21 protein-coding genes, 1 tRNA gene and 1 pseudogene are annotated in these 18,141 nt (G+C 68.1%); 17 read left to right on the forward strand and 6 right to left on the reverse strand.

Features of this window, described 5'->3' with window-relative positions; genetic code table 11:
• Positions 1 to 2: 2 nt before the first annotated feature.
• The 13 genes from BLR99_RS02895 to BLR99_RS02945 all read left to right on the forward strand — a co-directional run bounded on the left by BLR99_RS02895 (position 3) and on the right by BLR99_RS02945 (position 10,351).
• A complete protein-coding gene (locus BLR99_RS02895) occupies positions 3 to 1,364 on the forward strand; it encodes a DEAD/DEAH box helicase (protein WP_046060036.1) in 1,362 nt (453 codons plus the stop codon).
• The gene (locus BLR99_RS02900) at positions 1,361 to 2,419 is read left to right on the forward strand and encodes a DNA-methyltransferase (protein WP_082091313.1); all 1,059 of its coding nucleotides are present in this window, start codon (positions 1,361 to 1,363) and stop codon (positions 2,417 to 2,419) included. The genes BLR99_RS02895 and BLR99_RS02900 overlap by 4 nt, the downstream gene beginning before the upstream one ends.
• On the forward strand, positions 2,416 to 4,482 hold the full coding sequence (locus tag BLR99_RS02905) for a DNA polymerase family A protein (protein WP_046060035.1): 2,067 nt from the start codon (positions 2,416 to 2,418) through the stop codon (positions 4,480 to 4,482). The genes BLR99_RS02900 and BLR99_RS02905 overlap by 4 nt, the downstream gene beginning before the upstream one ends.
• A 3-nt stretch (positions 4,483 to 4,485) precedes the next feature.
• A complete protein-coding gene (locus tag BLR99_RS02910; protein ID WP_200896968.1) occupies positions 4,486 to 4,905 on the forward strand; it encodes a PDDEXK family nuclease in 420 nt (139 codons plus the stop codon).
• Positions 4,902 to 5,159: a hypothetical protein gene (locus tag BLR99_RS02915; RefSeq protein WP_046060034.1), complete on the forward strand. Its 258-nt coding sequence runs from the start codon at positions 4,902 to 4,904 to the stop codon at positions 5,157 to 5,159. The genes BLR99_RS02910 and BLR99_RS02915 overlap by 4 nt, the downstream gene beginning before the upstream one ends.
• Before the next feature lie 214 nt (positions 5,160 to 5,373).
• Positions 5,374 to 6,756, forward strand: a complete 1,383-nt coding sequence (locus BLR99_RS02920) for a DEAD/DEAH box helicase (protein ID WP_046060145.1) — start codon at positions 5,374 to 5,376, stop codon at positions 6,754 to 6,756.
• Complete coding sequence (locus tag BLR99_RS02925; protein WP_046060033.1) at positions 6,756 to 6,962, forward strand: hypothetical protein; 207 nt, start codon at positions 6,756 to 6,758, stop codon at positions 6,960 to 6,962. Before BLR99_RS02920 ends, BLR99_RS02925 begins: the two co-directional genes overlap by 1 nt.
• A gap of 61 nt (positions 6,963 to 7,023) precedes the next feature.
• On the forward strand, positions 7,024 to 7,878 hold the full coding sequence (locus BLR99_RS02930; protein WP_074686813.1) for an adenine nucleotide alpha hydrolase family protein: 855 nt from the start codon (positions 7,024 to 7,026) through the stop codon (positions 7,876 to 7,878).
• Between the two features lie 37 nt (positions 7,879 to 7,915).
• Positions 7,916 to 8,230, forward strand: coding sequence for a hypothetical protein (locus BLR99_RS22395; protein ID WP_139160129.1), 315 nt, complete (start codon positions 7,916 to 7,918; stop codon positions 8,228 to 8,230).
• 9 nt (positions 8,231 to 8,239) lie between these two features.
• Complete coding sequence (locus tag BLR99_RS02935; protein ID WP_046060031.1) at positions 8,240 to 8,464, forward strand: hypothetical protein; 225 nt, start codon at positions 8,240 to 8,242, stop codon at positions 8,462 to 8,464.
• A 2-nt stretch (positions 8,465 to 8,466) separates the two neighbouring features.
• Positions 8,467 to 9,915 carry a zinc ribbon domain-containing protein gene (locus BLR99_RS23230; RefSeq protein WP_211481573.1) on the forward strand — a complete coding sequence of 483 codons (1,449 nt, stop codon included), beginning with the start codon at positions 8,467 to 8,469 and terminating at the stop codon, positions 9,913 to 9,915.
• Complete coding sequence (locus tag BLR99_RS22400; RefSeq protein ID WP_139160130.1) at positions 9,912 to 10,160, forward strand: hypothetical protein; 249 nt, start codon at positions 9,912 to 9,914, stop codon at positions 10,158 to 10,160. Before BLR99_RS23230 ends, BLR99_RS22400 begins: the two co-directional genes overlap by 4 nt.
• Positions 10,157 to 10,351, forward strand: a complete 195-nt coding sequence (locus BLR99_RS02945) for a hypothetical protein (protein ID WP_046059491.1) — start codon at positions 10,157 to 10,159, stop codon at positions 10,349 to 10,351. The genes BLR99_RS22400 and BLR99_RS02945 overlap by 4 nt, the downstream gene beginning before the upstream one ends.
• Before the next feature lie 43 nt (positions 10,352 to 10,394).
• On the opposite strand, the gene BLR99_RS02950 is transcribed toward BLR99_RS02945, so the two are convergent.
• The gene (locus BLR99_RS02950; protein ID WP_434799968.1) at positions 10,395 to 10,607 is read right to left on the reverse strand and encodes a DUF3606 domain-containing protein; all 213 of its coding nucleotides are present in this window, start codon (positions 10,605 to 10,607) and stop codon (positions 10,395 to 10,397) included.
• Positions 10,608 to 10,696: 89 nt separating this feature from the next.
• On the opposite strand from BLR99_RS02950, the gene BLR99_RS02955 reads away from it, so the two are divergent.
• Positions 10,697 to 10,924, forward strand: coding sequence for a DUF4224 domain-containing protein (locus BLR99_RS02955; protein ID WP_046059492.1), 228 nt, complete (start codon positions 10,697 to 10,699; stop codon positions 10,922 to 10,924).
• Complete coding sequence (locus BLR99_RS02960; protein ID WP_046059493.1) at positions 10,921 to 11,946, forward strand: tyrosine-type recombinase/integrase; 1,026 nt, start codon at positions 10,921 to 10,923, stop codon at positions 11,944 to 11,946. Before BLR99_RS02955 ends, BLR99_RS02960 begins: the two co-directional genes overlap by 4 nt.
• A gap of 79 nt (positions 11,947 to 12,025) precedes the next feature.
• On the opposite strand, the gene BLR99_RS02965 is transcribed toward BLR99_RS02960, so the two are convergent.
• Positions 12,026 to 12,102: transfer RNA gene (locus BLR99_RS02965), tRNA-Pro, on the reverse strand.
• A gap of 100 nt (positions 12,103 to 12,202) precedes the next feature.
• Positions 12,203 to 12,460 (reverse strand): translation initiation factor IF-1, encoded by a 258-nt coding sequence (infA, locus tag BLR99_RS02970; RefSeq protein WP_011796032.1) that lies wholly within the window; start codon positions 12,458 to 12,460, stop codon positions 12,203 to 12,205.
• Positions 12,461 to 13,000: 540 nt separating this feature from the next.
• Between infA and asd the strand changes: the two genes are divergently transcribed.
• The gene (gene asd / locus BLR99_RS02975; RefSeq protein ID WP_041828046.1) at positions 13,001 to 13,855 is read left to right on the forward strand and encodes an archaetidylserine decarboxylase; all 855 of its coding nucleotides are present in this window, start codon (positions 13,001 to 13,003) and stop codon (positions 13,853 to 13,855) included.
• A 35-nt stretch (positions 13,856 to 13,890) separates the two neighbouring features.
• Here asd and BLR99_RS02980 read toward each other — a convergent pair whose 3' ends face one another.
• Positions 13,891 to 14,067, reverse strand: a complete 177-nt coding sequence (locus tag BLR99_RS02980) for a hypothetical protein (protein ID WP_233423717.1) — start codon at positions 14,065 to 14,067, stop codon at positions 13,891 to 13,893.
• A 278-nt stretch (positions 14,068 to 14,345) separates the two neighbouring features.
• Between BLR99_RS02980 and BLR99_RS02985 the strand changes: the two genes are divergently transcribed.
• Positions 14,346 to 16,301: a phosphatase PAP2 family protein gene (locus BLR99_RS02985; protein ID WP_046059494.1), complete on the forward strand. Its 1,956-nt coding sequence runs from the start codon at positions 14,346 to 14,348 to the stop codon at positions 16,299 to 16,301.
• 85 nt (positions 16,302 to 16,386) lie between these two features.
• Here the strand turns inward: BLR99_RS02985 and BLR99_RS02990 are convergent.
• Together BLR99_RS02990 and hutG are read right to left on the reverse strand one after the other, a co-directional pair.
• Positions 16,387 to 17,294 (reverse strand): annotated as a pseudogene (locus tag BLR99_RS02990) (EamA family transporter).
• A gap of 3 nt (positions 17,295 to 17,297) precedes the next feature.
• On the reverse strand, positions 17,298 to 18,122 hold the full coding sequence (gene hutG / locus BLR99_RS02995) for an N-formylglutamate deformylase (RefSeq protein WP_046059496.1): 825 nt from the start codon (positions 18,120 to 18,122) through the stop codon (positions 17,298 to 17,300).
• Between the last annotated feature and the right edge of the window lie 19 nt (positions 18,123 to 18,141).

An 18,141-nucleotide genomic window follows, 5' to 3' on the forward strand; every position in this document is an offset into this window, starting at 1 on the left:
AAATGTCCACGTACCACGAGTTTCTCGGCCGCAAGGCCCGCCGCGATCCGGCAACCGGGCTGCGGGAAGACCTGGAGCTGCCGCCCCAACTGTTCCCCTTCCAGCGCGACATCGTGCGGTGGGCCCTGCGCCGCGGGCGCGCTGCCATCTTCGCGCAGACGGGCCTGGGCAAGTCGTTCATGCAGCTGGCCTGGGGCCAGGGCGTGCACCGCGCGACCGGCGGCAATGTGCTGCTGCTCACGCCGTTGGCCGTCGCAGCGCAGATGGTGCGCGAGGCCGGCAAGTTCGGCCTGCCGGCCAAGCAGTGCGCCACGCAGGCCGAGGTGGAGCCGGGCGTCACCGTCACCAACTACGCCAAGCTGCACCACTTCGACATGTCGCAATTCACGGGGGTGATCCTCGACGAGAGCAGCATCCTGAAGGCGTTCGACGGCAAGACCCGCACCGCGCTGATCGAGGCGTGCAAGGACGTTCCCTACCGCCTATGTGCCACGGCGACGCCCGCGCCCAACGACTTCACCGAGCTGGGAAATCACGCCGAGTTCCTGGGGGTCATGAGCGTGACCGGCATGCAGGCCACGTTCTTCACCCATGACGGCGGCGACACGTCGAAGTGGCGGCTGAAGGGCCACGCGGAGGACGCCTTCTGGAGCTGGATGTGCTCGTGGTCGGTGCTGCTGCGGCGGCCTTCCGATTTGGGCTACGCCGACGGCGGTTATGCACTGCCACCACTGCGCCAGCACGAGCACATCGTGCCGGTCGAAGGCGTTGCGGCCGCAACACTGGGCGAGCGACTCGCCGCACGGCGCGACAGCATCGCGCAACGCGTGGCGCTGGCCGTCGCGAGGACACCTGCCGAGGGGCACTTCGTTTGGTGGTGCAACCTGAACGCCGAGAGCGAGGCCCTTGCGGCCGCAATCCCTGGAGCTGTAGAGGTGCGCGGATCGGACAAGGAAGACGAGAAGGAGCGCAAGCTCAAGGATTTCTCGGAAGGTCGCATCCGGGTGCTGGTCACGAAGCCCAGCATCGCCGGGTTCGGCATGAATTGGCAGCACTGTGCGGCCACGGGTTTCGTGGGCCTGAACGACAGCTTCGAGCAGGTCTACCAGGCCGTGCGCCGCTTCTGGCGCTTCGGCCAGGCCCAGCCTGTGGACGTGACCTTCATCGCAGCATCCACCGAGGGCGCGGTCCTGGAAAACCTGAAGCGCAAGGAAGCCGACGCCGAGCGGATGGGTGCCGCGATGGTGGCCCAGATGGCAGACCTCTCCAGCGAGCTGGTGCACGGCGCCACCCGAGAGCAAGACGAATATGCGCCGGCGCTGCCGGTCGCCCTCCCCTACTGGCTGAAACAGGAAGCCGCATGACCCCCATCAAGGCCATCGACCAGGTGCTCTGCCATGAGTACGCGATCTACCACGGCGACGCGTGCGAGCTGATCCGCGCCGTGCCCGACAACAGCGTGCATTTCGGCATCCATTCCCCGCCCTTCGAAGGGCTCTACAAGTTCACGAACAGCGACCGCGACGTGTCCAACAACGACGGGCCGTCGTTCTGGGAGCACTACCAGTTCCTGATCCGCGAGCTGCACCGGGTGACCCGGCCGGGCCGGCTGCACAGCGTGCACGTCATGCAGCTGCCCGCCACGAAGACGCGCGAGGGATACATCGGCATGCGGGACTTCCGTGGAGACGTGGTGCGCGCGTACCAGGCCGCCGGGTGGGTGATGCATAGCGAGGTGTGCATCTGGAAGGACCCCGTCGTCGCGCAGCAGCGCACGAAGAGCATCCGCCTCCTCCACAAGCAGCTGACCAAGGACAGCACCATCAGCGGCCAGGGTTTGGCCGACTACGTGGTGACCTTCCGCAAGCTCGGCGACAACGAAGTGGCCGTGGCCGGCTTGCTCGAGCACTACGCCGGGGACGCTGTGGACGTGTCGCGCGCCGCCTACGAAAGGCACGCGGAGGTGTTGCGCGCCGAGGGGAAGCAGCCGTGGCCGTTTCCGCAGTGGGTTTCGATCATGACCTGGCAGCGCTACGCGTCGCCGGTCTGGACCGACATCCGGCAAAGCCGCACGCTGCAGTACCGCAGCGCGCGCGACGAGAAGGACGAGCAGCACATCAGTCCGCTGCAGCTCGACGTGATCGAACGCTGCGTGGATCTGTGGAGCAATCCGGGCGAGACGGTGCTGACGCCCTTCATGGGCATCGGTTCGGAGGTGTACGTGGCCGTCGAAAAGGGCCGGCGGGGGATCGGTTTCGAACTGAAGGCCAGCTACTGGCGCCAGTCGGTGCTGAACATGCAGCACCTGCAGGACCGCCTGCTTGCTGAACTGCTCGGCGAGGAACCGCCAGCGACCCCGAAGCGCAAACAGCGGCCCGCCACCGCCACATCCACAGCACGCGAAGAGGAACTGGCATGAAACTCTGGCTTGACCTCGAAACCTATTGCGAAGTGCCGATCACCCACGGCACGCACGTCTATGCCGCGGCCGCCGAGGTGATGCTCTTCGCCTGGGCGGTGGACGACGGCCCGGTGCGCGTGTGGGATTGCACCGCCGACCCGCTGCCGCCGGGCGACCTGACAGCGGCGATCGAACGGGCCGACGAGGTCTGGGCGCATAACAGCCACTTCGACCGCACGGTGCTGGGCCATGCCCTGGCCCCGCTGTGCCCGGCGCGCGAGCGCTGGCGCGACACCATGGTGCAGGCGCTGGTGCACGGGCTGCCGGGCGCCCTGGGCGCGCTGTGCGAGGTGCTGCAGGTGCCCGTGGACCAGGCCAAGGACAAGGCCGGCAAGCAGCTGATCCAGCTCTTTTGCAAGCCGCGGCCGAAAACCAGCAAGCTGCGCCGCGCGACGCGCGAGACGCACCCGGCCGAGTGGGCGCGGTTCGTCGAGTACGCAGCCCTCGACATCGAGGCCATGCGCGTCGTGCACGCCCGGCTGCCGGTCTGGAACTACCGCGGCGCCGAGCTGGCGCTGTGGCACCTGGACCAGCAGATCAACGACCGCGGCGTGGCTATCGACACCGAGCTGGTGCAGGCGGCCATCGCCTCGGTCGAGGACGCCCAGAAGACGCTCGCGGCGCGCACGCAGGCCATCACCCAGGGCCAGGTGGAGAGCACCACGAAGCGCGACAAGCTGCTGGCGTTCGTGCTGCAGGAGCACGGCGTGGACCTGCCGGACACGCAGCAGGCGACGCTCGAGCGGCACATGGCCGACCCCGACCTGCCGCCCACCCTGCGCGCGCTGCTGGGAATCCGGCTGCAGGCCAGCAGCTCCAGCACGGCCAAATACAAGACGCTCGCCAAGGGCACCAGCGCCGACGGCCGCCTGCGCGGCACGCTGCAATTCTCGGGTGCGAGCCGCACCCGACGCTGGGCGGGGCGGCTCTTCCAGCCGCAGAACCTGCCGCGACCGGTGCTGGATCAGGACGACATTGACCTGGGCATCGAGGCGATGAAGGCACGATGCGCGGACCTCACCTACACCAACGTCATGGAGATGGCGAGCTCGGCGATCCGCGGCACGATCGTGGCGCCGCGCGGGCGCAAGCTGGTGGTGGCCGACCTCTCGAACATCGAGGGGCGCGATCAGGCGTGGCTCGCGGGCGAGCAGTGGAAGCTGAAGGCGTTCCGCGACTTCGACGCAGGCACCGGGCCCGACCTCTACAAGCTGGCCTACGGCAAGTCCTTCGGCGTGAAGCCTGAGGACGTCACCAAGGACCAGCGGCAGATCGGGAAGGTGCAGGAGCTGGCCCTGGGCTACGAGGGTGGCGTGGGCGCGTTCGTGACCTTCGCCGCGGCCTACGGGATTGACCTGGAGGCCCTGGCGAAGCAGGCATCGCGCGCCATCCCCGCGGAGACGATGGGGCAGGCCCACATCATGCTGCAGTGGCACCGCGACCAAGGACGCAACCCGCCGCACGACCTGGGCCTGAGCGATCTGGCGTGGCTGGTGTGCGAGTCGTTCAAGCTCGGGTGGCGCAGCGCTCACAAGGCCATTGCGGGCTTCTGGGCGACGCTGCAGAACGGCGCCATCCAGGCGATCGAATGGCCCGAGCAAACCGTGCGCGTCGGCATGTTGAAGGCGCGCCGCGACGGCAACTGGCTGCGCATCGGCCTGCCCTCGGGCAGCGTGATGTGCTACCCGTCACCGCAGGTGGTGGGCGGCAAGCTGAGCTACATGGGCAACAACCAGTACAGCCGGAAGTGGTCGCGCCTGAGCACGTACGGCGGCAAGCTCTTCGAGAACGTGTGCCAAAGCGTGGCGCGCGATGTTATGGCCCACAACATGCCGCTGATCGAGGCCGCGGGCTACTCGATCGTGCTCACGGTGCACGACGAAGTGATCACCGAGGCGCCCGACACGTCCGACTACAGCGCCGAGCACCTGGCCAGCCTGCTGGCCGCCAACCCGCCGTGGGCCCCGGACATGCCGCTGGCGGCCGCGGGGTTCGAAACCGACAGGTACAAAAAGGATTGATCGATGGCCCGACGCACTACCAGATTTTCAGCACCGCAAATCAAGGCGATGGAAGCCTTCAGCCACGAGATGGGCGCGCGATTTCCCGGCCTCACTGGCGGCGAGATTCTGGACCTCGCCGCAGGGGCGCAACCGACCGAAAAACCGAAGCGTGAGAGCGAAGTGGAAGCCGCCCTCGTCAAGCGGGTGGAGGCCGCTGGCGGCCTGGCCTGGAAATTCACCAGCCCCGGCCGGCGCGGCGTGCCCGACCGCGTGGTGATGCTCCCCGGCCGTGCGCCCGAATTCGTAGAGCTCAAGCGTAAGGGCCAGCGCCCGCGCCCCGACCAACTGCGCCAGCACGAGCGCCTGCGCGCTGCCGGCGCCGTGGTGCACGTCATCGACGACGACGCCGGCATCGACCGGCTCCTGGAGAAACGATCATGATCCGAGACAACCGCCCGCTGCAGGCAGACATCCGCGAGTGGCTGCGCCAGCAACCCGACGGCGCCACCGTTGCGGAGGTGGTGAACATCACCGGGCGCGACCGCGTGACCGTGGCCCGAGCCCTGGAGGCGATGGCCGACGCCTGCGTGGACCGCTGGGCGCCCTGCTCCGGCCCGAGCCGGTTCGAGCGCGTGTGGTGCATTGCGCCGGTCCCGGAGGACTGCCCGCGACCCGATACCGAGGTGGCAGCGTGATTCCCGTTTACAAAATGCCGCTCTGCGACTGCACCAACCACAGCGCCTCTTGCCAAGGGCGCCAGCCCGGCCGCGCCTGTCAGGCGAGCGACAAGTGGTGGGATCCGCCGTGCGACCACGGCGAATGCCCAGGCATGTTCCACCCTGAATGCTGCGGCACAAGCGCCGCGCAGAGCAGCAGCAGCAGCAGCAGCAGCAGCGAGGACTGCGACGAATGACCCCCCGCAAGCACTTCACGCCCCGCCCCTACCAGCAGTTGATCACGAACCACATCCTCACGCACGAGCGCTGCGCGATCTGGGCCGGTATGGGCATGGGCAAGACCTCCGGCACGCTCAACGCCATCGATGCGCTGCTGCTCGCCGAGGACGATCCGGTGCTGGTGGTGGCGCCGCTGCGCGTGGCACGCACCACCTGGCCAGACGAGGTGAGGAAGTGGGAGCACCTGCGCGGCATCAACGTGGTGCCCATCGTGGGCGGCCAAGCCGAGCGGCTGCTGGCGCTGCGCACGCCGGCCCAGGTCTACACGATCAACTACGAGAACCTGCCTTGGTTGGTGGAGCACTGGGGCGACCGGTGGCCCTACCGCACGGTGGTGCTGGACGAGGCCACGAAGGTGAAGGGCTTCCGGCTGAAGCAGGGCACGCAGCGCGCGAAGGCGCTCGCCCAGGTGGCGCACACTCACGTGCGCCGGCTGGTGCAGCTCACCGGCACGCCCAGCCCGAACGGCCTGCAGGACCTGTGGGGGCAGGCGTGGTTCATCGACCGCGGCCAGCGCCTGGGCCGCACCTACACCGCGTTCTCGCAGCGCTGGTTCCAGGCGTCGCACGACGGCTACGGCAGCACGCCCCTCGCCCACGCGCAGAAGGAGATCCAGGACCTCATGCGCGACGTGTGCCTCACCGTGGACGCGAAGGACTGGTTCGACCTGCGCGAGCCGATCGTGAACACCATCCACGTGGACCTGCCAATGCAGGCCCGCAAGCACTACCGGGAAATGGAGAAGGCCATGTTCACCGAGATCGAGAGCCACCAGGTGGAGGCGTTCAACGCGGCCGCGCGCACGATCAAATGCCTGCAGATCGCGAACGGCGCCGCCTACGTCGGCGAGGGCAGCGAGGACTGGAAGGAGCTACACGACGCCAAGCTGCAGGCGCTCGACAGCATCATCGAGGAAGCCGGCGGCGCGCCCGTGCTGGTGGCCTACCACTTCAAAAGCGACCTGGCACGGCTGCAGCGCGCGTACCCGGACGGCATCCACCTGTCATCGCACGCAGGGCTGCGCGCGGCCCAGGCCGGCAAGGGCCGCGTGTGGTTCGGCCACCCGGCGAGCATGGGGCACGGGGTGGACGGGCTGCAACAGCACTGCAACATCCTCGCGTTCTTCGGGCACTGGTGGACCCTGGAGGATCGGCTGCAAATGATCGAGCGGATCGGGCCCACTCGCCAGATGCAGGCCGGCCACGATCGCCCGGTGTTCATCCACAACATCGTGGCCCGCGACACGGTGGACGAGCTGGTCATGGCGCGGATCGAGACGAAACGCGAAGTGCAGGACCTGCTGCTCGAAGCCATGAAGACGCGGAGGGCCAGCTGATGGCGAACTTCGCCCTCTGGAGCCGGGAGAACCTCGAACGGCTGGCCGCCGACCTGACCGAAGAGAACGCCCAGCTGCGCGCAGCACTGGGCGCCTATCAGCAGGCGGCGGCCGGCCGGGCCATGGCCGCGTGCACCTGCCCCACCGGCGACGGGTCGCTGCGGTGGCCCTGCCCTGTCCACCCGCCCGGGCGCAAAGCTGCCTGACCCACCTCAACCCCAAGGCCCGCCGCCCACAGCCGCGGGCCTTTTCATTTCTGGAGCCGACATGAAACCACGCATCAACGCTTCGTTTAGCGGTGGGCGTTCCAGCGCGAAGATGTGCGAGATCTTGCAGCGCCGCTTCGGCGACACGCACGACATCGTCTACACCTTCGCCAACACGTCTTGGGAGCGTCAGGAGACGCTGGACTTCGCACACGCGGTGGACCGTTGGCTCGGGCTCGGTCTGATCTGGTTGGAGGCGGTCCCCCACCCTGGTCGGAAGTCTTGCACGCATCGCGTCGTAAGCTACGAGACAGCGGCTTGCGACGGATCTGTTTTCGGCGAGGTCTCGGCGAAGTACGGCGTGCCGAATCATACTTTTTCGCATTGCACACGCGAGCTGAAGCAGAACCCCATCAAGTCCTATCTGCGCTCAATCGGTTGGGACAAAGGTTCGTATGAAACAGCCATTGGCATACGGGCGGACGAGCCGCGACGCGTGCGGCGTGAAGTCGCTGAGCGAGAGCGGATCATCTACCCGCTCGTGGACATCGAGTCCGTCGATAAGCAGGACGTGCTGGATTTCTTCGAGCCGTTTCCCTGGGATCTGAAGATCGCCGAGCACCAGGGCAACTGCGTGGCCTGCTACAAAAAATCGGACGCCAAGCTGCTGCGGCTCTATCGAGAGGACCCGCGGAACTTCGACTTCCCCGTGCATCTGGATCAGCTCTATCGAAACGTCGGCCCCAACAACGTTCCTGGCCCCAGAAAGATGTACCGCGGCTATCGCAGCGCATCGGAGCTGGTCGCCGAATTCGAAGCCGCCGGCCCGGGCTACCGCCCGCCCGTCACCGATGGCGGCTGCTCTGAATCGTGCGAGCTGTACGAGACCGAGCAGATGCAGCTCTTCCCCGCATGACCCCGCCCCCACAGGGCACACAACACAGGAGGCCGCAATGGCCGAACACATGCATCACTGCAAAGTCAACGTCCTGAGCCCGCGCGCCATAGACGGCTCGGGATGGCCGATCGACATGGGATCCGCTTGCGACAAATGCCAGGGCTGCGACAACCGGCAGGGGGAGATCGGCCTTGCAGGTGGCGCGCGCCTGATCGGCGCAGGCAATGACCTGCAGCTCGAATGGCCGTGCCCAGGCTGCGGCCGCCCCGTAGTGGAGGACACCACCGCATTGACCTCCCATGCCGACGCCGAGCGCATCGCTCGAGACCCCCTGGGGAACTGCTGCCGCCGTCGTATTGCCAACACCTGAAGGATCACCATGACCGAGAACACCATCACCACCGACCACACCGCCGCCCGCACCACCTGGGTGGAGCAATGCGCAGCCCGATTCATTTTCCGGGGTGGCCTCGATGCCGCCGGGGCGACGGACTTCGCGGAAGCCTGCGCCGAGCAAGAGGCCGACATCAACGGCCCGGACCCAGCCGAATGGGAGAAGCCGGAAGACGTCGCCGACGAAGACATGAGCTGCTGGGGAGAATGAGCATGGACACCAACACCACGGCCGCCAGCGGGGCGGCACAATCCGAGGCCCTGCGCCTGGCCGCGATCGTGAATAGCGATGGGTACATCACCAACATCGAACGCAGACAGATCGCCGCAGAGCTGCGCCGCCAGCATGCCCTCGCCACCGCAGCCCCGGCCGCCAAGGAGGCCGCAGGCACCGTGTACGCGGAAGTGCGCCAGTGCAGCGTGTGCGACCACATCGGCATCAACGACGCGACCAACACATCGGCATGCACGCACTGCGACTGGCATGGTCCATCGCCCACCGAAGACCTCTGCCCTGGATGTGGCCAGATGGGCTCGATGACGATGGCGTGCCCGGAATGCGGACACCGAACTCACTTCCTCGTGAATGCCGACCTACCGGTAACGCATCCCCGGGCGGCCGCCCAGGAGGCCGAGCCCGTCCTGGATGAATCCGAGGCAGAAGACCTCGCCCGTAGCGCGTTCGAGACCACCATGTCCTACGGCGTGGATTTCGACGCCTTCCGGCGCCTCGCCATGGAGGTCCGCCGCCGCTGCTCTGCTCCGCGCCCCCAGGAGGATGCGGGAGCAGTGCGCGCAGTGTTGGAGCAGCTTGAGCGCGCCAATGACGACCTCTGCGCCCTGCGCACCCAAGAGCAGTACCTGTCGATGATCGACTCAGGGCAGCAAGAGGCCCTCGAAGCGCTCGACGACGCCCGACGTGCAGCCAGAGCAGCGCTCGCCGCAGCGCCCCAGACGCCCGCCGCACCCAACGCCGCGGCAGCACCTGGCGCTGGTGATCTGCTCGCCCGTTCCTGGATGGTCCGCCTGGGCGCAGATGGATCCGTCCCGGCGCCCACCGCAGGGGCAGCGCCAACGGATGCGGACACCGTGGACGTGGTGGGCGTTCGTGCAAGCGGCGAGCACGTCAACCTCGGCAAGATGCCAATGCCGCCCACCATGAAAGCCCGGGACATCGCAACGTCGCAGTTCGGGGGCTTCCAGGACGGGGATGGCTCCGACGCAGAGATGTGCTTTGGAGCCCTGGAGGAATTGTTGGCATGGCTCATCGCGCAGGGCTGGGGTGCCGCTGCCCCCGCTCAGGAGGCAGAACTGCGCGCAGAGGTTGACCGCCTCAACGCGATCATCAACACGCCGCAGGCAGATGACTTTCTCCGCGCCGTCAGCACCGAGGCAGAGCACCAACGCCAGCGCTGGCCTAGCGAGCACGACGAAGGCAAGACCCCCGCGGACTGGTTCTGGCTGGTTGGCTACCTGGCGGGGAAGGCGCTCCACGCCCACGCGGCGGGTAATGCCGAGAAGGCAGAGCACCACATCATCACCACGGCCGCCGCCCTCGCGAATTGGCATCTCGCCGTGTTCGGGAAAACGAACATGCGGCCCGGGATCGACGCCGCCCGCGCTCAGGAGGCAGAGGACGCGGAAAAAGGTGGTCCGGTATGACGCTGCGCATAACCAACCGCTGCCCCAAATGCAAGGGCGGCACCTTCGAGATCACTACCCAGGTGGCGGTGCACACCTCCCGTACTTTCGTGGATGGCCGGCAAACCGCGGGCCCATATGAGTGCTCGATGCACAGCGATCTCAGTTCGCACGGCCATTGCGAGTGCGGACACCAATGGCGTCTTCGCGATCCTCACCTGGACTACATCGACGCCGCCCGCGCGCGGCAGGAAGGCGGCGCGTGAAGAGCCCCACAAAGGGCCGCCCTCGCCTCACCTTCGCTGACCTCGCGCAGATCCGGTGCATGGTCTGCGACAGGGAAAAGCCCGCCGAGGGCGCCCGCCCCTTCCGGGCCCACAGCGTTTGCGCGGACTGCGTGCGCCAGGTCAACCAGCGCGCGGCGGCCCGGGCCAGCGCAGCGAACCAGGCCCCCTGATCCGCCGCTCCGGAGAGGCACCCGGGATCAAACGCGTGTCGGCCTATTTGCCGAGGTGGCGCCGCACGTCAGCCACCATGACTCCTACTGCTTTCACAGCGGCTCGAAGCTGTGCTTCGGAACACCCGAACTCCTTGGTCCAGTAAGTCACTTCCCACGGTTCGTTCACATTGATACGGCTCCGGTCCTGTGGACCGCGGTTTCTCAGGTCATCTGCCATCTTTTCTTCTCCTCGGGAAACAGCTCCCAGGTCCATTGGAAAGAAGACGGCTCAACAGTACAACAGGGAATTCCCCAGCCAACCCGCCCGCCACCTCGGCGGGCTTTTCATTTTCAGGAGGTCACATGTCCATTACGCTGAGCCAGGACGAGCTGGCCAACATCACCGGGTACAAGCGCGCGGCGGACCAACTGGCCGAGCTGCGCCGTCAGGGATTTTTCCGCGCCCGCCGCTCGCCAACCACCGGCGACGTGATCCTGGAGCGCGCCCACTATGATGCCGTCTGCGCGGCAGCCCGGGCGCCCACTGCGGCCGCGCGCGGCCCCGTCGTGCGGAGGCTCCAGGCCGTATGAGCAAGCGACGAGACCTGCCCAAGCGGGTGCAGGAAAAGCACGGCGCCTACTACCACGTCAAGGCCGAGGGCTCGAAGCGGATTTGGACGCGGCTGTCGGCCGTGCGCGACGGCCTGCCGGCCATGTACAGGGCGCTTGCGGACGTCGAAGCGCGCGACGTTCTGGACGACTCGATGCCGCGGCTCATCCAGGACTGGCTCCGGGACGTGAGCAGTCGGCGGACGAAGAAGACCCAGGCCAACGACGCCTACCAGACCCGGAACATCGCTCGGGCCTTCGCCGAGTTCCGGGCGCCCCAGATCAGGGCGCCGCATATTGTCGAGTTCTTGCAGGAGTTCCGCGACAAGCCCCGGTCGCACAACGCTCACCGAAGCATGATCCGGGAGCTGATGCGGTACGCGGAGGAGCGCGGCTTCCGCGAGCCGGGGACCAACCCTGTGGACAGCCTGCGTGTGATGAAGACCCCGCCGCGGCGCCGGTACATCACCGACTCGGAGCTGAGGCGCATCAAGGTCGGGATCTGCTACGGCAAGGACGGCAAGCGGACACCCTCGGGCCCGATGATCTGTTGCCTGGTCGAGATGGCCTACCTGACGGGCCAGCGCGCGAGCGATCTGCTGTCGATGGAGTGGTCAGAGATCGGCAAGGCCGGCATCCTGTTTCAGCCCGGCAAGACGCTGGCCAGCACAGGCGTGGCGGTCATGATCGGCTGGACGCCACGCCTCGAGCGGCTGGTGGCCAGGCTGCGAGCGTTCGGGCATATCAACGGCCAGCACGTCTTCTGCAAGCAGGATGGCTCGCGGTACACCTACTCGGGCGCCAGCACGGCCTGGAAGCGAGGCCTTGCACGCGCCGGCATCCCGGACACCCAATTCCGGGACCTGCGCGCCAAGGCGCTGACGGACGTAGACGCTCAACGGGGAATTGTGGAGGCGCAGCGGATGGGCGCTCACTCGACCCAGGCGCAGACCGCCGACTACGTGCGCCACAAGAGCGCGATCAAGACCTCGGCGACACGCTGACTGGGCATGCCCGTTAGACAGGTGCGATTCTGTAAGACAAAAGGGGCTAGGCCTTTTGGACCTAACCCCTTGATATCAATGGTCGGAGCGGCGGGATTCGAACTCGCGACCCTCTGCTCCCAAAGCAGATGCGCTACCAGGCTGCGCTACGCTCCGACAACTGGCATTCTAACCCGCCTGGAAGCCCATTCCTGGCTGGCAAGCCGATTCCAGAAGATTATTTGCACGCGGGGAAACCGCTGCCCCGCGGAAAAGCTCAACGGGATCCGGAAGACGACGGGCCCGGGCCGCGGCCAGGCAGATGGCGGAAGGTGATGCGGCCCTTGGTCAGGTCGTAGGGCGACATTTCCAGAGACACCTTGTCGCCCGCCAGGATGCGGATGTGGTGCTTGCGCATTTTGCCGCCGGTATAGGCGATCAGTTGATGCCCGTTGTCCAGCGTGACACGAAACCGCGAATCCGGCAGCACTTCCGTCACGGAGCCCTGCATTTCGATGAGTTCTTCTTTAGCCATGGTTCAACTAGAAATTAAAAATCCGGACCGGTACGACAGCAGGTTCCGGGCATGCATAACAGACGGGAAATCCAGGCGCGGGCTGCCGGGTGGCGATGCAAACGCAAGCGCTTCGTTACGTCTAGGCCTGAGCAGGAGTGCCAGAATGAACGCCGCACGGCGGAGCATGGGAAGCGGCCGTCGCCGCCGATTATCGTTTTTCGGCGCGTGTAGCCTGAGCGGCCCCCGGCGCAAAACCTGTCAATTGTACCGCGCGATGCGCAGGGCCCGCGTGGCGTTGCCCAAACGCGGCGGCGGGCATTCCGGCAGCAGGAAGGCGGCTCCCCCGCCCTCGCCGGAACCGCGCCATCCCGGCCACTGTCCACAGGTGGGGGGCCTGGCAGGAAATAAAAGGCCTGGGCCGCCGCGGTCTCCTGCCCGGCAGTAACGCCCCCGCAAGGAATGGAGCATGCCGCGCCGGCAGCGCCTTGCGGAAGGATACTGGCATCCGGCCGGTGGACAGGGCCTAGAATGGCCGGCCCTTTCGCCGCAGGAGCCTCCGTGCCAGACCGCCTCGCCGTTCTTCCGCAATACCTGCTGCCCAAGCGGGCTCTCACCTCGCTGGCCGGCCGCTTCGCCTCTGCGCGCGCGGGCGCGCGCACGACGGCCGCGATCCGCCGCTTCGTGGCCCGCTACCGCGTGGACATGTCCGAGGCCGAGAATCCGGACATCGGCAGCTACGCCACCTTCAACGATTTCTTCACGCGCGCCCTGCGTGCCGGCGCGCGCCCCATCGCCGATGCCCCCGCCGTCTGCCCGGTGGATGGTGCGGTGAGCCAGTTCGGCCGCATCGAGAAAGACCAGATATTCCAGGCCAAGGGCCACCGCTACTCGACCACGGCACTGCTGGGCGGCGACGCGCGGGAGGCATCGAAATTCGACAACGGCAGCTTCGCCACCATTTACCTGAGCCCGCGCGACTACCACCGCATCCACATGCCCTGCGACGGCCGGCTGCGCCGCATGGTCTATGTGCCGGGGGCCCTGTTTTCGGTGAATCCGCTCACCGCCCGTGGCGTGCCGGGACTGTTCGCACGCAACGAACGGGTGGTCTGCCTGTTCGACACGCCGCTGGGCTCGATGGCGCTGGTGCTGGTGGGAGCCACCATCGTGGGCAGCATGGCCACCGTCTGGCACGGCACGGTCAATCCGCCGCGCACGGCAGGCCTGCGCCAATGGAGTTATGAAGACGGGCCGGAAGTGCTTCTGCGCAAGGGGCAGGAAATGGGCCGGTTCATGCTGGGCTCGACGGTGGTGCTGCTTTTCGAGCCCGGGGCGCTGCGCTTCACCGAAACCTGGGAGCCCGCGCGCGCCGTGCGGCTGGGCGAGCCCATGGGCCTGTTGCCTGCGGCCTGACGGGAGCGCCCTCCACCGCCCTGGACTATTGCGGATCAGGGCATGCGGCAGGTGGCGAACACGGTGGGCTGGAGTACCAGCCTCTGGGGAGCCACAGGGGCATCGTGCCCCACGAGATGGACGCACAGGTCGTGGCGGCGGATGGTGATGTGGCTGACGGTTTCCCAGCGTTCGCCGAACCGCACCTTGGTGCCGGGATGGAAGACCGGCATATGGAAAAGCTCGGCCCACCCCTGCGGCCGCTCCGCAGGGAGTGCGAGGGAAGGCAGGGAAGCAGTCGGCGCGACATCCATGGTGCGGATGCTAGCGCGCTCGCGGCCGAAATGCGCACAAGTTGAAACAATTTCCACGGCACCGCCGGGACATTGCGGTGCGGCACCGTCATGCAACGGTCATGGCAGCACTCTACAGTGCGCCGCTGCGGGCTCCCGGAGGAGCCCGTTTTGTCTGGGGCCGCCAAGGCTCCGTTGGCCCGTTTTCCACCCATACCATGACGATCTCCCTCTCCCGCCGTCCCCTGATCCTGGCGCTTGCCGCTGCGTTCGCGCTCTCTGCCTGCGGTGGCGGCGGCTCCGGCACCAGTGCCGTTCCCGCCCCGCCGCAGGGCCTGGGCATGGCGGACACCGCCCCCGTCCCCAACGAAGCGGCCGTGCCGCCTTTCGTGGACAACGCGGCCACCAACCAGCGCGGCGATGCGCGCTACGCCACGCTCGAAACCAATGCCGGCGTGCGGGTGCTGTCGGGCTTCCTCTCGATCTGGAAGCCTTCCACGCTGCGGGTGGACGCGGGTGTGAGCGCCGCCGCGAACGGTGCCTTCCCGGCCGTCGCGCCCTCCACCTGGAGCGGCATTCCCGGCGATGCGACCGACGGGACGGTGCTCAATGCCCAGGTGCATGCGCGCAACATCCAGTACGTCGTGGATGCCACGGGCCGCCGCACGCCCGCCCAGGAACTCCTGGCCTACCTGGATGACCGCCGCGGCAAGGCCTACAGCGTGAGCGACGGCTTGGGGCCGCTGACGGCCGCGTGGCGCGCCGCCGCGCAGCAGACGACGACCATCACCGCGATCCCGGCCGATGCGACCACCGTGGTGTACAACGACGGCGGCAACAACACGGGCGTGGGCGGCAGCGCCAACGCCGCTTTCGGCACGGCGGTGGATTTCGTCGGCGGCATCGGCGAGAACGGCTCCACGGAGCCCGCCAAGCGCTTCTACAAGTACGCGCGGCCCTGGCGCTGGAGCAGCGCCGTGCAGGTGGTGCCCGCCCTGCTCCCGGCGCGCAGCGCCACGCCGACCACGGACGGCGGCTTCACCAGCGGCCACACCGCGGAGGCCGTGCGCAGTTCGATCGCCATGGCCTATCTGGTGCCGGAGCGCTTCCAGGAGATGGTCGCGCGCGGCCTGGAGCTGGGCGAGAGCCGCATCCTGGCCGGCATGCACTCTCCCCTGGATGTGATCAGCGGCCGCATGCACGGCCAGGCCGTGGCCACCGCGAGCATCGCGACCGGCGCGAACGCGGCCCGCAAGGCGGCGGCCTTCCAGCAGGCGCGCAGCGCGCTGATGGCCGCCGCGGGTGCCAGGACGCCTGCCGAACTGTGGCAGTTCGCGCATTCGCAGCCATCCGCCACGGACCGTTTCGCGGACTATGCGACGAACCGCTCCGAGTACCTGCGGCGCATGACCTTCGGCTTCCCGCAGATCGGCGACGCTTCGCGCCCGGCCGTGGTGCCGAAGGGGGCGGAAGTGCTGCTGGAGACCCGCCTGCCTTACCTGGACGCCATGCAGCGCCGGGTGGTGCTCAAGACCACGGCCGTGCCGTCGGGCTACCCCGTCATGGACGACGCGGAAGGCTGGGGCCGCCTGAACCTGTTCGCCGCCGCCGACGGCTATGGCCGCTTCGACGGCGATGTGGCGGTGACCATGGACGCTGCCCAGGGCGGCTTCAGCGCGCTCGACACGTGGCGCAATGACATCGCCGGGGCCGGCAAGCTGACGAAGCTCGGCAGCGGCACGCTGGTGCTCGCCGGCAACAACAGCTTCACGGGCGGCATCGAGCTGGCGGCAGGCACCCTGCAGGCAGGCAGCGGTTCGGCGCTGGGCAATGGCGCGGTGTATGTGGGCGGCGGCACGCTGCGCACCACGGTTTCCGGCGAAGTGGCGGTGAACGGCTCCTACACCCAGCGTCCGGGCGGCACGCTGTCGCTGCAGATGGCTTCCGCCAGCGGCACGGCGGGCACGCTGACCGTGAACGGCCCGGCGGCACTGGCCGGCACGCTCGAGGTGAACTTCGCCCAGGGCGTGCGCCCCGCCGTGGGTTCGACGATCACCGTGCTGCGCCATGGCGGCCTCAGCGGGGCCTTCGATGCAGTGTCCGTGCCGGGCTACCGCGTGACGCCGGTGTATCTGAACAACGCCGTGCAGTTGCGCATCGACGCCGCAGCCTGAAGGCCCGGCCGGTGCATGCGAAGGGCGGCCGGCGGGCCGCCCTTTTTCGTGGCGCCGGCCCCCCGGGTTGTCAGGGGCGGACCGGTCAGCCGCGCGAGGCCGCGCCCGCATCCGCGGGCGGCACGGGCGGCGGCTGCGGGGACCGGCGCGGTGCGGTGAAGGCGCATCCCATGGAGGCTGCGACGATCATGCCGATGGCCAGCCACTGGGCCGGACTCAGGTACTCGCCGAGCAGTACCAGTGCCAGCAGTGCGGCGACGGCGGGCTCCATGCTGATCATGATGCCGAAGGCCTGCTGGGGCAGGCGCTTGAGCGCCACCATTTCCAGCATGATCGGCACGGCGCTGGACAATGCGGCCACGCCGATGCCGGTGAGCAGCACGCCCGGTGCCAGCAGGCCGGCCCCGGCATGCCCGATGCCCACGGGCACCACGACCAGCGATGCCGCGGCCAGCCCGAGGGGCACGGAATGCCCGGCGTGCAGGTGTCCCAGGCGCTTGCCGAACAGGATGTAGCCCGCCCAGAACACGGCGGCCGCCAGCGCGAAGATCACGCCCCGGAGGTCGAGCATTCCGGCATTCTGCTGCCAGGGCAGCAGCAGGCCCAGCCCCGCGACCGCCAGGACCACCCAGATGAAATCCAGTGGACGGCGGGACGACAGCAGCGCCACCGCCAGCGGGCCGGAGAACTCGATCGCCACGGCCACGCCGAAGGGAATGGTCTGCAGCGACAGGTAGAAGCAGAGGTTCATCGCGCCCAGGCGCCGTAGGCGGCGATGCGTGCCGCATCGGCCCGTGCGAGCGGCCGCCGCCAGGGACGCCACAGGAGCAGCAGCAACAGGGCCGAGAAGCCCACGCGCAGGGCCGTGGTGCCCTGGGCACCGACCAGCGGGAACAGGGAATGCTTGGCCCAGGACGTGCCGATCCCGAGGAAAGTCACGGATCCCAGGATGGCGAGGGCCGGTATCAGCGGTGAATCATGCGATGTGGACATCGCTCAGGCCGCCGCGCGCTCTGCGGCGAAGTCCAGGCAGGCCTGCAGCATGCGGCGCAGGTGGGGCTGCACGCCCATGGCGGTATCGGGCAGGTAGTCGAACGGCAGGGCCTCCTGCATGTAGCTGGCCTGTGTCATCTCGAGCTGCACGGCATGCACGTTGCGGCCGGGGTCGCCGTAGTGCCGCGTGATGTAGCCGCCCTTGAAGCGGCCGTCGAGCACGGCGCTGTAGCCGGGCGCGGCCATGCCGATGGCGAGCAGTTCGCGCGCGAGCGCCGGATCGCAACTGGCGCCGTCGGCCGTGCCGAGGTTGAGGTCGGGCAGCCGGCCATCGAAGAAGCGCGGCAGCACGGAGCGGATGGAGTGCGCGTCCCAGAGCACCGCCACCCCATGCTGCGCGCGGATGCGATCGATCTCTGCACACAGCTGCGCGTGGTACGGATCCCAGTAGCGGCGGCGGCGCGCCTCGATCTCCGCGGCGGCGGGAGCCTGGGCCGGATCGGCGTAGAGCGGGGTGTCGTCGAAGGTGTCCACCGGGCACAGCCCGGTCACGCTCTGGCCCGGGTACAGGCTGCTGCCGTCGGGCGGGCGGTTCAGGTCCACCACGTAGCGCGAATGCGTGGCGATGAGCAGCGAGGCGCCCAGGCCGCGTGCGAAGGCATAGAGGCGCTCCAGGTGCCAGTCGGTGTCCGGCACCTGCCGGGCCTCTTCCGTCAGGCGGCCGGCGATCTCCGGCGGCACGTGGGTACCGGCGTGCGGCATGGATACCAGCAACGGCGCGGTGCCTGCATGGAAATGGAAGAGCGGCGTGGCCGGTGCGTCGTTCATGGGCGTTCTCGTGACAAGA

The organism is Paracidovorax citrulli, from assembly GCF_900100305.1.
GTDB lineage: Bacteria > Pseudomonadota > Gammaproteobacteria > Burkholderiales > Burkholderiaceae_C > Paracidovorax > Paracidovorax citrulli.